General features: G+C 43.0%; 8 protein-coding genes. 1 reads left to right on the forward strand and 7 read right to left on the reverse strand.

What is annotated here, in order from left to right; translation table 11 throughout:
• Positions 1–13 precede the first annotated feature (13 nt).
• From L1D22_RS08410 to L1D22_RS08435, 6 genes are all read right to left on the reverse strand, one after another.
• The gene (locus L1D22_RS08410) at positions 14–1,591 is read right to left on the reverse strand and encodes a glycoside hydrolase (protein ID WP_239829402.1); all 1,578 of its coding nucleotides are present in this window, start codon (positions 1,589–1,591) and stop codon (positions 14–16) included.
• A 60-nt stretch (positions 1,592–1,651) separates the two neighbouring features.
• Positions 1,652–2,608 (reverse strand): hypothetical protein, encoded by a 957-nt coding sequence (locus tag L1D22_RS08415; protein WP_239829403.1) that lies wholly within the window; start codon positions 2,606–2,608, stop codon positions 1,652–1,654.
• A 25-nt stretch (positions 2,609–2,633) separates the two neighbouring features.
• The gene (gene melB / locus L1D22_RS08420; RefSeq protein WP_048611272.1) at positions 2,634–3,986 is read right to left on the reverse strand and encodes a melibiose:sodium transporter MelB; all 1,353 of its coding nucleotides are present in this window, start codon (positions 3,984–3,986) and stop codon (positions 2,634–2,636) included.
• An 82-nt stretch (positions 3,987–4,068) separates the two neighbouring features.
• Positions 4,069–7,119 carry a beta-galactosidase gene (locus tag L1D22_RS08425; RefSeq protein ID WP_239829404.1) on the reverse strand — a complete coding sequence of 1,017 codons (3,051 nt, stop codon included), beginning with the start codon at positions 7,117–7,119 and terminating at the stop codon, positions 4,069–4,071.
• A 579-nt stretch (positions 7,120–7,698) separates the two neighbouring features.
• Complete coding sequence (locus tag L1D22_RS08430) at positions 7,699–9,888, reverse strand: immunoglobulin-like domain-containing protein (protein WP_239829405.1); 2,190 nt, start codon at positions 9,886–9,888, stop codon at positions 7,699–7,701.
• A gap of 489 nt (positions 9,889–10,377) precedes the next feature.
• Positions 10,378–11,373: a DHH family phosphoesterase gene (locus tag L1D22_RS08435; RefSeq protein ID WP_239829406.1), complete on the reverse strand. Its 996-nt coding sequence runs from the start codon at positions 11,371–11,373 to the stop codon at positions 10,378–10,380.
• Between the two features lie 239 nt (positions 11,374–11,612).
• Here L1D22_RS08435 and L1D22_RS08440 point away from each other — a divergent pair, with 239 nt between their 5' ends.
• Positions 11,613–11,852, forward strand: a complete 240-nt coding sequence (locus L1D22_RS08440; protein ID WP_004733935.1) for a PAS factor family protein — start codon at positions 11,613–11,615, stop codon at positions 11,850–11,852.
• 145 nt (positions 11,853–11,997) lie between these two features.
• Here the strand turns inward: L1D22_RS08440 and L1D22_RS08445 are convergent, their stop codons facing one another.
• Positions 11,998–13,722 carry a methyl-accepting chemotaxis protein gene (locus tag L1D22_RS08445; protein WP_239829549.1) on the reverse strand — a complete coding sequence of 575 codons (1,725 nt, stop codon included), beginning with the start codon at positions 13,720–13,722 and terminating at the stop codon, positions 11,998–12,000.
• Positions 13,723–14,134 lie beyond the last annotated feature (412 nt).

The following is a 14,134-nucleotide window of genomic DNA, read 5'->3' on the forward strand; positions in this document are numbered from 1 at the left end:
GCTAAATTTTACGTTATAGTGAGCCAACAAATGTCACCGTTGAGCGCGGAGGCACAAGGTAATCGTCTTGTTCTTTTTCTAATTCAACCAACGCCAAATCATGCTGTGCATTGGTAATGTGTGTTGTATAAGTGGCAGAATTAACAACGCCTTCTAAGTTAATAGAAACACTCTCTACCTTGTCACTCGTATTAACGGCAACAATCACCACTTTATCTTGTGTTGGACTGACATAAGCCGATGCCATCAAGCCATCAAGATTGTCTACCCCACTCAGTTCTACACGCTGATAACCCGGGCGAACAAAGCGACTGAAGTTACCGACAGTCCACATCATTTTCGAATCTTCTACCGTATTGGCTTCTAAAGATGGGTCAATTTTCACCATACCATCTTTGTAATCATATGGCGTCAAACCTAACCACCAATGCCATGCTGAAGCGTTCAAACGAGTCAGGTCTCGATGCATGATACGTCCCACATGTAACGCATAATCCATATCATCAGCCTCAAAACCATGACCATCAAAGTCACGAGAATAACCGCCACCGCCCAAGATACTCATTTCACTCATCCAAATTTCTGCACCCGGAGACACATCTTGTAGGTTTCCATATGTCATATCACGCAGCTTGCCTAAACGGTCTGGCCAAGCGTCAGAAAAGTAGCCATGTACTGAGATTTGGTTACCAATGATGTCTCTAATTTCAGGATCCCCTAACAGTTCATCAATGTAGTTTCGGTACAAGCCAACACCACGAGAATTCATGCCATTAGTTTGAGATGAACCGTCAAAGTTACGCTTATAAGCATCACGAAGTGCTGCTGTGAATTCGACCACTTCACCGCCATCAATATGAATGTCGCTACGAATACCCGCTTCGTTCAGCTTTTTATCTAAACTACGGTATACCGCTTTAACTTCTTGCATATTGTAGCGATTGCCTTCTTGAGTCTGTCCTTCCCATTCCCACGTTGGCTCGTTAATTGGGCTGATGTAATTAACCGGGATCCCTACTTCTTCACTACGTAAGTAGGCCAACACTTCAACCAAAAAGTCGGAAAATGCATCCACACTTTCAGGTTTAAGGTTAGTAGAGCCTAGGTCATCCGCTGCCGTTGGGTGAGTTAAGCCGTTTTTTGTTAGGTAATGGGGGGGGCTATTAGAAAACGCGATAAAGTTATCGACACCACGTTGATGAGCCTCTTGCATGAAACGAATTTGTCCTTGCTGCTTAGTCGTGTCTATTGCGCCACCCGGCTCAGGTACCAATAATTCTGCACGGCGTAATGGATCACGAATAAAGCTACCATCACCTTGCTCGGTACTGCCTGCACCTATATTAAATCGCCACGCTGTTAAGCCAATACCATTGTCAGTAGAGAACAATAAATCAGCGAGGTGGTCGATAGCCGCATCGTCCCCTTTTTTCTGCCACTTGTTAATTGTTGGGTTAATAGACCAAGCATCCGAAGCGCCAAAGCTGTGTATTGTTTGTTTGGTATTTTCAATTTCCACATCTAGTGTTTGGGCATAACTCGGCACTGACAGTATTGATGCGACTGCCATTGATAATAATATTTTTCTCATTTCACATCTCGATATTATTAATTTAATAATCGTATAGATTTAGGATATATTCAGGATTAATTAGAAAGAACGGCGATATCCAAGTTTCACAAAGAAATAATCATCTTCCCATTGATTTTGGTTCCAATCCTGCTCAAAGTTTTCTTTGTCTTCAGTTTGGTAATAGGTTTCGAATACAAACTTAGACTTATCATCTATTTTGTAATCACCCCAGAAGCCCGCTCGAATTCGCAGTTCGTCTTTATCACCGTAATCAACACTCTCTGCATTTCGGTAGAAGGTATAACGCACAAATGGCGTTATAGTCAGGTCATTGAATGTTTGTGTATAGTTCATACGCACTTGCCACTCTACGCGCTTTTCTTCTTCCCAAGCACGGTTATCCCCTTCGAACTCACTTTGCTTACTAACTTCACTATATAACGTTAGTTGCAATGTTTTGTCGTAAGCTAAACGAGAGCGAACACCAAAATCTATCTCGTGATAGTAATCAGTATAGCTGGTTCTTAGGTCGTTGTTAGCTTCATCCTGACAACCATTTTGGCCGACACAGTCTTCACCACGAGGGCGATTTCTAACACCAACGGGGGCTATAAAGCCATCAAGGATTAAGTCATGGTCTTCTGCTAGATAATACGCCATATTGTTATAAAATCGATATTCAGTGCGGCGTGTATCATTCGCGTACATTTCATTGCGAATTTGGAACTTAGGTCCCCACCAAAAGTCTTTGTAACCCTCGGACCAACCGATCGCGACATCCTGTCGAGAACGGTCATTCCAGGTGCGCTCTTCACTTTCAATCATATGACGGTAGCTGAAGTTAGCGTACAAAAACATGGATGAATCTTCGATTGGATTAAACTCCATAGCTATGTACGGCATGGTATTCGAGCGTTGCTCTTGGTCACCCCAGTTCTCATACTCATTACCTAGCTCGATATAACCAGCCATGGTCGATGAAGAAAAAGCAAGCGCGGAGCACATTAAATAAGATGCCTTATTATTTAATTTCATTGTTAACCTTTATTATTGGATATAATTATGTAGAAGAAATCTCTTTTAAAACCATATTTTGATATTCACCATTCAAGCGATATGTTTTTTGATAAATATAAGCGCTAAGTAATACTAATAATGTAGGAATACCAACCATTAACGCTCTTAGACCTAATATAGTTTCTTCACTCTGCTCAATATTAGGAACATAACCCACTGCGGTTAATCCAATGCCGACAAAGAAGCCTGAAAGCGCACCTGCAAATTTAACTAGCATGGTTTGAATAGAGAAAATAATACTTTCACTGCGGTGCCCTGTTTTGTATTCTCCATAATCGACTACGTCAGCTAACATCACTGTCGATAGGCCGTTTGATAAACCACCACCAAATTTGAGCGCTGCACCAGCAATACCGACTAAGATGCCGTTTTCAGGAGCGAAAATGCCCGTTAGAACAAGAATTAAGCTACACAGCAGCGGGAACAGACATGCTACCAGCCACATAAACTTTCGGTTGATTAAGTTACAAAGCTTAGGGAACAAAAACACGCCAGCAATTTCAGCCATACCAGATACTAAAGCGAACATTGGGAACAAATCTTCACGCCCAATTGCGTAACTGAAGTAATAGATAGCAAAGCCGCCAACCAACTGAATAGCGATATTGAACGTTAGCACTACGCCAATTAGTGACTTCAATTGATCATTTTTGCCAATAATGTCTTTTACATCTTTGAACGTGAATTTGTCTGTAGATACACGCTTATCTTTAATGCGTTCCTTGACGTTAAAGAACGTAATCAACGCGCTCGCTATGAATGCCGCGATAATTGCCAAGCTCAGATATACAAACCCAGAACCCTTGTCTTCACCACCAAAGAAACCAACTAAATACAGTCCGTACGTCCCCATTAGTGTCCATGCACAACTAGCAAACAGACGGGGCCAAACCACTAATTTTTCACGCTCAACGCGCTTTGAAGACATTGAAGGAATCATTGACCAGTAAGGAATGTCCATGATTGTGTAAGTTACACCCCATAGAATATACGTGACCGTTGCGTACACATACACCATATTCCCTTCAATATTATGGGTGTTAAATACCAACAATAAGAATACCGAATTGACGAGCGTACCTATCACAATCCAAGGTCGAAACTTACCAAAACGAGTTCGAGTGTTATCAACAATCATGCCCATAACAGGATCTGTCACTGCATCAACAAATCGCGCGACAAGAAATAGCGTACCAACGAAGGCGGCAGAAATACCAACCACATCGGTGTAATAGAACATAAGAAAAATGTAAATAATGGAACAAGCGAAGTCTTTTCCCAGCGCACCAAGGCCGTAAGAAAATTTTGTTTTTATCGATATACTACCTTCAGACATATAAGGCTCCTTAGCCTTTGTAGTTAAAATAATTCAGAGTTCAGAGGGTGGCTCACCCCTCAATGGAGGTGAGCTCAAGTTGTTATTTTAAAACGAATTTCCATTGATATTGGTTGCGTAGCAAGCGATATTCAGGTCGAACACTTGGTGTCCAAGAATCATCCCCGCCTACTCCCATATGGAAGCCATCGAAGTAAACAAATAACCCCGGTTGCCTTTCCAGTTCATAAGTATGTTTAGCTCGAGCGAGTTGTTGCTGCCCGTACTGACTAACACTGAAATAGAAGTGACCTAATAGCTCAATGTCACCGATTTGAAGTTGTTGGGTATCGCAACGTAATCCGTTATCAGACGGGAATATGTATGGCGTATGCATACTCGCAATTGGTTGAATCCAACGGCCAAAGTCAGCACTTGCCTTACGGTCAGGATAGTTTTCATGCGGACCTCGCCCTAGCCAAGCCACACTTTGAGGACACTCGCTCAAATGCATTTCAGCGCCAATTCTTGGCATTGGTGGCATTGAGTCATCAACATCGACAGATACCGATACTTGAGCCTCACCCTGCTGCGTAAAGCGGTAATCCCAAACAGATGTTAAAACCAACTTATCGTCTGAAAAATACGCATGCCGCACACGTACTTCTCCAATCTCGACATTAACCTCAACACCCTTACAGCGGTGCTCTAAGTCAAACAATCCCGCATTTTGCCAACGAACCATCCAAGCATTTGGGTCTTGGCGGTCGACTTCACTCACACCAATATCGTTATCAAGTGGTGCTCGGAAGAAGTTATCGCGAATTGGAGAAAGCAGCTGTTCACGGTCCGCTTTTTTCCAACTTTCCACTTCACCGGTGGTCGCATTGATATACCATTGATTATCCGCTGCCGTGACACGCAGCCCACCATCAACCTGTTCGAATTTAGCGGGTACAAATGTTTTGCTCTCAGCGACTTCAAGCTGAAGTTTTTTGCCTAATGTAGCCTGATGTTCCGCAACAATATGTCCAGCATTTGCCCAGTTAGTATCTTGCTGCAATCGAATAGCGACATTAAGATGAGCCTCAGCGTTAAGCAGTCCAAACTCAGAATCTAATTCAATCAGCTGCGTCTGTTGAGCTGGTAGATTTAGGCTCAATTCACCACTTCTAATGACAGCCCCCTCATCATCAATGACTGTCCAATCTAAGCTGTGGTGAGCCGTATCAACAAACAAATGTTCACTGGTCACTTTAATTGCAAGCGGTTGTGAAGATACAAGTTCAAAACTGAATGGTTGCTGAGCCCGTTTTGCTTCGAATAATGTAGGGTGTGGTGTTCTGTCAGGAAAGACTAAGCCATTAATACAGAACTGACGGTCGTTAATTTCGTCACCGAAATCGCCACCATATGCCCAGTAATGAACACCATCTTCGCTGATTTTATCTAGCCCTTGGTCGACCCAATCCCAAATAAAGCCACCTTGTAGACGTGGGTGAGCTCTAAATGCATCCCAATACTCTGCGAAGCCACCAAGGCTATTACCCATAGCATGCGCGTATTCACACAAGATGATGGGACGGTTTTCATCACCAATACCAACCCATTTCTTTAATGAAAGTTTAGGTTCATTGGTATGCCCTTGCTCTTGATCAGCGTCGGTTCTAGCATACATAGGACAGATAATATCGGTGACGCTTGTGTTAGAACCGCCTCCCTCATACTGAATAGCACGAGAAGGATCGACTCGTTTGGTCCACTGATACATCGCGTTATGGTTTGAGCCATAACCAGACTCATTGCCAAGTGACCAAATAATGATACAAGGGTGATTAAAGTCTCGCTCCACCATGCGGGTCATTCGCTCTAAGAAAGCACTCGCCCACTGAGGGTCATCGGCAATTCGTCCCATTGGTGTCATGCCGTGAGTTTCAATGTTCGCTTCATCGACAACGTATAGACCTAAGCGGTCACACAGGCTGTAAAAGCCTGGCTGGTTAGGGTAATGAGAGCAGCGGACAGCATTAAAATTATGTTGTTTCATCAGCTTTAAATCTTGCTCTACGCGTTCAAGGCTTTCTGCATGACCTGTTGTAGGATCGTGCTCGTGCTTGTTTACACCACGAATCATCAGTGCTTGACCATTGATGCACAACTGACCCCCTATGACTTCGATTTTTCGAAAACCGACATCGTAGGCTTCACACTCAATCACATCGCCTTCACTTGTCACTAAGCTCACAACCAGACGGTAAAGGTTTGGAGCTTCAGAACTCCACTTCTTTGGATTGTTTGTCTTTAACGTAGCGAAACAACGTTCGCTGTATCCGCCTTTTTCATCGACTGGCGCCGTACCGACTTCCGTAACATTTGACGCAATTTCTTTCTCACCATCATACAGTGAGGTTTTAACCGACAAGCCGTCACCATTCATGGTATCGACATTGATTTTCAGCTCACCATCTCTATAAGCTGCATCAAGGTCTGGCGTCACTTTTACGTCTTTAATGTGGCGAACTGGTTTATTGAGTAGACGAACAGAGCGGAAAATACCACTCATCCACCACATGTCCTGACCTTCCATGTAACTGCCATCACACCAACGAAGAACTTTGACGGATAATGTGTTATTGCCTTCGGTTAGATATGGAGTAAGGTCAAACTCAGCAGCAAGGCGACTATCTTGTGAGTAACCTACAAACTCACCATTGCACCAAACGTAAAATGCACTATTTACCCCATCGAAAATGACTCGCGTTTGCGACTCTCGCTCCCAATTCTCAGGTAGTTCAAAAGTCGTCTGATAACAACCTGTTGGATTCTCTTTTGGAACAAATGGAGGGTTGCATGGAAATGGGTATTTCACATTGGTATAAATTGGGAAATCATGCCCCTGTAACTGCCAGTTACCTGGAACTGTAATTTTCTGACTCGGAAGTTGTTCATCAGCCGTCCAGTTTTCAGGAACAGAATCAGGAGACGGAAATAGTGCAAAATCCCATTCTCCATCTAGGCTCATAACCGATGAGCTTATACCTCCAGCCTGAGCACAAGATTCACTACGCCAACTAGATAGTGGCGTGTGTGCTCGTAGTCGATTGAAAGAAGTAATTTCTGGACTTTCCCAGACACGTGTATTCGTAGCGTACATTTCAGGACCTAACGTTTTAAATGATCTTGGAATCATGTTAACGAAGACATTTAAACCACACCGTGATTAAAGCCACAGTAATTGTAACCGGTTACAATTAGAGCCAAAAATACCCACTCCATCTAAACCTCACACTCTCTTAAGCACTTTATCCTACAAATACTACAATTTAGATGCTTAAATGAAATTTAACACCACTAAAATCCAAAAAAAAGGGTTAACATCGAAACCAGTTCATTCACTAAACCCATACATCAACTAGGTGCTATGCAGTAAAGTTAAGATGCATTTGTAATTACATATAAAATACCTGTATTACACGTCATGTTACAGTGTTCGTTACAGATGGTGTTACAGTAACTATTTATAGTATTTGCACCGCACGTTACTTTAATCGTTCATAGATCATTTACCGTGAGAGTCACGTTCAACTTCGGTAAAGTTGGTTAAATTTATAGCGAAGCTCACACCTTTTTAGGTTGCTTTATAGATTTCAAATTCCCCAAATAAAAAAAGAGAGGCACGATCGCCTCTCTTTGATCATTTACTTTATGCCACTAAGTCTACTAAGTTAGTAGATTAAAGCTTTGTCCAAGCATCTTGCCAATATTGGCTATCTCCTGGAGTATAAGATGCGCTTGCACACCACGCTGTGTATGGCCAAGGCTTACATTCGTATAAGCCATTGTCACTGCCTACTACAATATCGCCCGCTTCGTAATTCGTTCCGGCTTCATATGGAGGGTAGTTACCCGGAGGAGGTGTTGTGCCGCCCTCTTCTTTTACCGAGAACGAGTTATCTACCATCACCATTTCACCGTCAGTCGCTTTACCAACGACTTCAAGCTTGTATTGGCCTTCGGCTACATCGTACATGTCCATTGTGATTGCACGGCTGTCAGTTAGGTTAACTTTCGTCTGCTCAACTACAGTACCTGCGCTGTTAATCACCATCGCTGTTACATCTAACGCTTCGTTTGATATCAGTGTGAACTCTAAATGTACATTGCCGTTATCCAGTACATATTCCGACTTAAGGCCAGTTACGTTTAGCTCTAGATCGCCACCTGGGTCTGGGTTACCGCCACATGAGCTGTCTGATGCTTTGCTCCAAACGCCCCACTCACCGGTTGTTCCCGGCTCTTCGCCGCGAGTGTACCAACCTGCGTCCCACGTTGCTCCGTCATGTGATACTTGGTCACCTTCAACATACACGGTGTTAGCATCCCATGCAGGCGCACAGTTAGAACCATCAGTCACAGACACTTTACGCTCTGCAGTTACAGTTTGGTTAGCGCTATCTGTTACACGATATACCAGCGTGTAGTTGCCAATTTCATTCACATCGACACTACCCGTGTGTGTTATAGAACTGGTTAGGTCACCATCTTCTGCGTCATTAGCAGTCACACCAGCCATTGGGTCAAATGCAGTACCAAGTATGACTGTTGTATCCGATACGCCATCGAAGACTGGTTTCTGGCTGTAAACCTCTACCGTTCTTGCTTTGGTTGTCTCATTGTTGTCGCTGTCTTTCACACGGTAAGTCAGAACATAAGTACCGATAACACTGGTTTCAACGTAACCTTCAACATCAATAGATGATGTTAAGTCGCCATCTTCTTTATCTGTTGCTGTAACACCTTCCATTGGGTCGAAAGCCGTTCCATGCAGAATGCGCGAGTTCTCAACACCTTTCAGTACGGGTTCACCTTCAACTGGTGGGGGTGTCACTTGACCATGAACAAACGGGCCGTAGTCTTTAATAAACTGTTCGTTGTATTGCTGACCGTTCTTGTTAGTGCCCATGTCCCAGTTGATAGACCACGTCATCACACCACGCAAAGGCTGACCTTGCGCCGTTAGGCTATCGAACGCGTCGTACAAATCTTGTGGCTCTTGAACAAAGCCGGTTGCAGCTGCATCGATACTTGAAGGGATACCAAACACAAGTTTGTCGTGTGGGATCTTGTGGAAGCCACGCGTACCGTTGATTAGAGAATCAGAAATGTAATAGATGAACTCTTCTTTTAACGCATCATTGTTTTGAGCGATCCAACCGACACCTTCAACCCAGATACCATCGCCACCTTGGTTGTAAAACTGTGGGTTAATCCAGTCGTAGTAACCTTCTAGATTGTCGATGTAAGGTACGTATTTTCCGCCCGTCGTAAGATACGGGAACTCAGGCGCCATAGTAATAAGGAAGTTTTTACCTTCAGCACGGTAGTGATCTTTCACTAGCTTAAGCGCATCTGGAATTACGGTTTGGTTGTTTGCTGCTGTTACTGCCGCTTGCTCAAGGTCGATATCAAGACCATCAAAGCCGTAGCGTTCAGTAAGTCGAATGATCTCATCAGCAAAGGCTCTTTCGTCACCAGTTTCTAGCTCTACGTGTGCATCTGCACCACCCAGCGCTATCAGTACAGAGCGACCTTGCTTGTTGAGCTCAGAGATTTGGTCAATAAATTGTTCTTCTGAAAGCCCGATGGTTGGGTCCAGTTTAAAAGTTGGGATTCGACCATCAGCCACGTCGTAAACCTTCATGAATGAGACATTCACAATGTTGTACATTGGGTTCACTTCGTCCAGTGTCACACATGGCGCATTACCGCCTTGGTAACCACCACCGTCACACCAGTTGTGCCAATAACCCACCACGACACCAGAATCTGGATTTGTCATATCTGAACCATTCGCATAAACAGCGCCAGACATAGCCGCCATACCGACCGATACTGCTAATTGTAGAGCTTTACGTTTCAACATTAGTCCCACTTCCTTACTCAACAGCTGTGCCAATCACAACCGAACCAATTCATTTTAGCCATGAATATTTATAGATAAGTAATGGAATTTATAGGAAAAGATGACCTTTGATTTAACTTGTGATTTTAAGTCACAGATTGAATATTAGAATCAATATGATTTTGACTTTTCATTCAAATTGAAATGCTAAAAGTAGATATTTATCGCTCGAATCATATATCAGGAAAATAAATTAAGTCACTTAATTCACTGAGGTAATTAAGTGACTTCTAAAATAATCCAATAGGTGAAAATGTTGAGTTGAAAAATAAAAACCAACCTTCGCAGAGCCCGCTATCACTGGCGATAAGAAGTTTGCATTGCGAGTGATATCACTAAAATCAATGAGCATCAATAGCTTAAAATATGCTAAAGGTTTTGGTCAGGAATTGAAGTTTAAAGTAATAAAGCATACTTTTTGGCGGTTTAAATCTTAAACTTTCAGGCTATTCATTCGCCAAAAGATGAATAATAAGTCTCAATTTTTGAAATAAAATTCATCTTATTATTTTCATTAAGCTGATTAATACCAGCTGCGGCTTTTCTCCCACCACCCGTATCAAAACTAGAGCAAATTTCGTCAGCACCCGTTCTATTAGATAGCGGCGCTCGCAAACTCACAGTATAAGATTCGCCATCTTGATTTTTGGTTAACACGGCTTGCGCTCGATCTGGATCTTGATTAACGATTTCATTGCCAAAGACACCACTAATACGCCTTGCCCAAGTTTCCCCTGGCAACTCAAACACTCGTGCGACGTCACTCTCGTAGATTGGGCTTAGGTTTGATAATTGTTGGTTGTCAGTTTGATAAGCGGCACGAAGTTGATAAAACACGGAGTCTTTATCATCCAAGAGATCAAACGGGTTCGAATATTGATAAAGAGCTTGGTAAAGCTCAGTTGGCGTGAAGTGCAAATCACTTAACGACGAGCCATAGCCGTTGTAATTAATGAGCGTACCCAGTTCTTCTAAAAAGTCAGTTTGAGATTGGTCAAAGCCACTAGATGTTGCTAGTCGTGTCGCTACCGCTTTTAAGTTATCACCAAATGCCGCCGCGATTGCCCATGCAACATACTCACCCTTTAGCTTTTGGTTGATTAACAAACTGGTGCAACATTCCGGAGCTGTGTTAATCAGCGTATCAAGGTACTTAGACTTAGGTATATCTCCCGTGCGGTGGTGGTCGCAGTAGAACACCTCTATATCGTCGTCGAGTAACGACTGTAATGCAGGTAAGTTCTTCTCCATCGACACATCCAACACAGTGACAAAGTGTACGCTCGCGTGATCGTCTTGTTCTTCGATTTGGGACACGGCTTGAGAAACCAACTTAACATCACGCTTTACGCCAGTAATGAGCACGCTCTCTTTTGGCTCTTTTAAGCGCAATTGCAGTAAGGCGATAATGCCGTCTGCATCTCCATTGAATACGTCGTAATGCATGTTGTTCCTCTTCCTATAGATTTAACCGCTTGCTAGAAACGCGCCAATTTGTTCATGTGTTCGACAGTCTGTCATTATTTTAGTTATATTTCACAGATACTTAAGTCTATTTTGGAATGCCTTATTCTCATTAGATTCAAAAGATAAACATATTAATAATATTGTATGATTTATATCACAGTAAAAGCACATAAAAACATTATAAAATAAGCGCCTCCCACTTAATGATAAAGAGACGAATGAACACTACCACCACTCTTGTTTATGACACTTTGAAAAGCCTTGCTGCTCACGCTCCTGAGCAACATGCCGAGATTCGCCAGCGTTTATATGAGCAGTTGAGCCTGCCATTTAACAAGCAGCTCTCGTTATACGCTAATGTGCTTGGTCCTATCAGCTCAGGTAAGTTAGCGGGATGCGACAATATTGATAAAGCGGTTGAACTGGCACTGGATGTGCTGGAAGGCCGAAATAAGTAATACCCCTTTAAATACCTAATATCACGGCCCAGCTCTTCCCCCAGATCGGGCCGTTTTTTTATTCTTGTCTTTTATCTATATGAATTTCAGGCACAAAAAAGGCGCAGATGAGCCGCGCCTTTGGTTTTAGTTAGTTCTATATGGTTTAAGAAGTCTTGAACTGCGCTACGGCTTGGTCCATATCATTCGCTTGCTCTGCGACTTTATCGACTTCAATCAAACAATGTTGAGCTGAGGCGTTGTTGTCGTTCGAGATGGTGTTCAGCTCTGTGATTGAATCACTCACTTGCGCCATTACAGCACCCTGCTCTTCAATCGCTGACGCGATACGTTCAGAGTTACCTTGAATACTCTCCATGTCACTTAAGATCAGCTGTAGGCTAGCATCCAGTTCTTCTGAATCTTTAAGCGTCAGTTGACCTTGTTGGTTACACTCGCCAATCTCGGTCATAGAAGCGTTCATTTGACTTTGGATCGCAGTAACAACACTGGTGATTTCAGTAGTTGATTGATGCGTTCGGCTTGCTAGCGCACGTACTTCGTCTGCTACAACGGCAAAGCCTCGACCTTGCTCACCCGCACGCGCTGCTTCGATCGCCGCGTTCAATGCCAGCAGATTGGTTTGTTCTGCAATACCTTGGATGATGTTGACTGCATCGCCGATTTGATCAACATGATGATTCAGTGAGCTAATTGAGTCTTGGCTACTTGATAGACGTTCAGACAACTGAGTAATGTTGTTGATGGTGTCGACAACCACTTCACGACCTTTAACGGCATTCACTTTCGCTTGATGAACCCCTTCAGCTGCAACCGATGTACTTTCCGAGATCTCGCCAATCGTTAGCACCATCTCTTGTACGGATGTGGTCATAGTCGAGGTGTGGTTTGCTTGAACCTCAAATTGTTTGATTACCGACTCTAACTCATCATGCATGTTTGAAGTACTTTGAGTCAGTTGCAGAGATTTAGACTGAGATGCAGCAATCAAACCTTCAAGTTGATCCAACAGTTGGTTGAAGTACTCGCCTAGCGTGCTGAGTTCGTCTTTACCGTCTAGGTGAGAGCGAATAGACACATCGTTTGAATTTACGATATTGCGGATCACTGAGAGCAGAGACTCAATCTTACCAATAATAGAACGGACGATTAACCAGCTGAACAGAATGATCGACACAAGCAATGTGACGCAAAGGATGTTGTTGATCAGCGATAGTTTATCCATCTCTTTCTGTGTTTGTTGGTCTAACACCGCCGAAAACTCTTTAAATTGAGTTTCGATAACGTGTGAGCCAGAACGCGTTTCGCCTAGCAAGCCTTCGTTATGTTTCAAACCGATCACGCGCTTCTGCTCAACCACTTTGCGAGCAGCGTCAATCAAAGCAGCTGAGCTACTCATATTCGAAGTTATAGAAAGAACACTCGAGTCGAATTCGCCCTTCTCAATTAAGTCATTGAACAGGTAAAGTTCGATTTTTTGTTCAGCACTCGCTGTTGCGCTGATGTTATCGAGCAAAACATGAAACTCGCCTAACATGCCTTTTTCACGTGCTAACCCATAGACTTCACTCGCTTTAACTAGGTTAACAAAGCTGGTGTGGTAAGTTTCGATGTCTTCCCGTAGGTGTGTGCTGTTGGCTAAACCTAAATCACTGAGCACTGCATTTAGCTCCGATTCAGACGCTAAAAATTTGTTGTAGTTTACGTCGAACTTGTCGAGGTATTTCATATCACTACGCAGTAAGAAATCTTTCTCGTTACGGCGAAGGTTGAGCAAGCGCACTTCAAGTTCTTTGGTAATTTGTTTAGCTTCACTCATTCGAGCTGTGGTGTCTGCAAATTGTGATGTGGTAAACAGCAGTGAAATCATGCCGAAGATGGAGAACATCCCCAACGAATAGAGCTTTTTCTTTATATTCATATACGTGGCTCGTCTTTACTAAATTAACTATGAGTATCTAAATAAATCGCGTCAAGAATGGATATCCAACTTGCGCGACCTGATTGTTGTTATGGTTTTTATATAGATAATGAGCGTCTAAAACTGTGGCTTCTAAGTCCACTCGCTATGACGTTCCCAATTGCATTTAAACAGCAAATGAAGCAGCCAACTAAAGTTAATTTTATCAATAACACAAATTTATTACATGTACATCCGTTGCGTTATAAATTTGGGAGACGGGTATTTGACGAGGCAAGTACACCTCGCACAATAGGCCACACAAGACTTTGAATTGAAAGGCTTTAGCGTTTCATTGGCCTTTATATCGGCAATGACATTA

Origin of the sequence: Vibrio sp. Isolate34, assembly GCF_022397915.1 — a bacterium.
Taxonomy (GTDB): Bacteria; Pseudomonadota; Gammaproteobacteria; order Enterobacterales; family Vibrionaceae; genus Vibrio.

What these genes read in the sequence shown, in the direction of transcription:
- L1D22_RS08410 (WP_239829402.1), bottom strand. Translation starts at nt 1,591, where the DNA reads ATGAGAAAAATATTATTATCAATGGCAGTCGCATCAATACTGTCAGTG.
- L1D22_RS08415 (WP_239829403.1), bottom strand. Translation starts at nt 2,608, where the DNA reads ATGAAATTAAATAATAAGGCATCTTATTTAATGTGCTCCGCGCTTGCT.
- melB (WP_048611272.1), bottom strand. Translation starts at nt 3,986, where the DNA reads ATGTCTGAAGGTAGTATATCGATAAAAACAAAATTTTCTTACGGCCTT.
- L1D22_RS08425 (WP_239829404.1), bottom strand. Translation starts at nt 7,119, where the DNA reads ATGTACGCTACGAATACACGTGTCTGGGAAAGTCCAGAAATTACTTCT.
- L1D22_RS08430 (WP_239829405.1), bottom strand. Translation starts at nt 9,888, where the DNA reads ATGTTGAAACGTAAAGCTCTACAATTAGCAGTATCGGTCGGTATGGCG.
- L1D22_RS08435 (WP_239829406.1), bottom strand. Translation starts at nt 11,373, where the DNA reads ATGCATTACGACGTATTCAATGGAGATGCAGACGGCATTATCGCCTTA.
- L1D22_RS08440 (WP_004733935.1), top strand. Translation starts at nt 11,613, where the DNA reads ATGAACACTACCACCACTCTTGTTTATGACACTTTGAAAAGCCTTGCT.
- L1D22_RS08445 (WP_239829549.1), bottom strand. Translation starts at nt 13,722, where the DNA reads ATGATTTCACTGCTGTTTACCACATCACAATTTGCAGACACCACAGCT.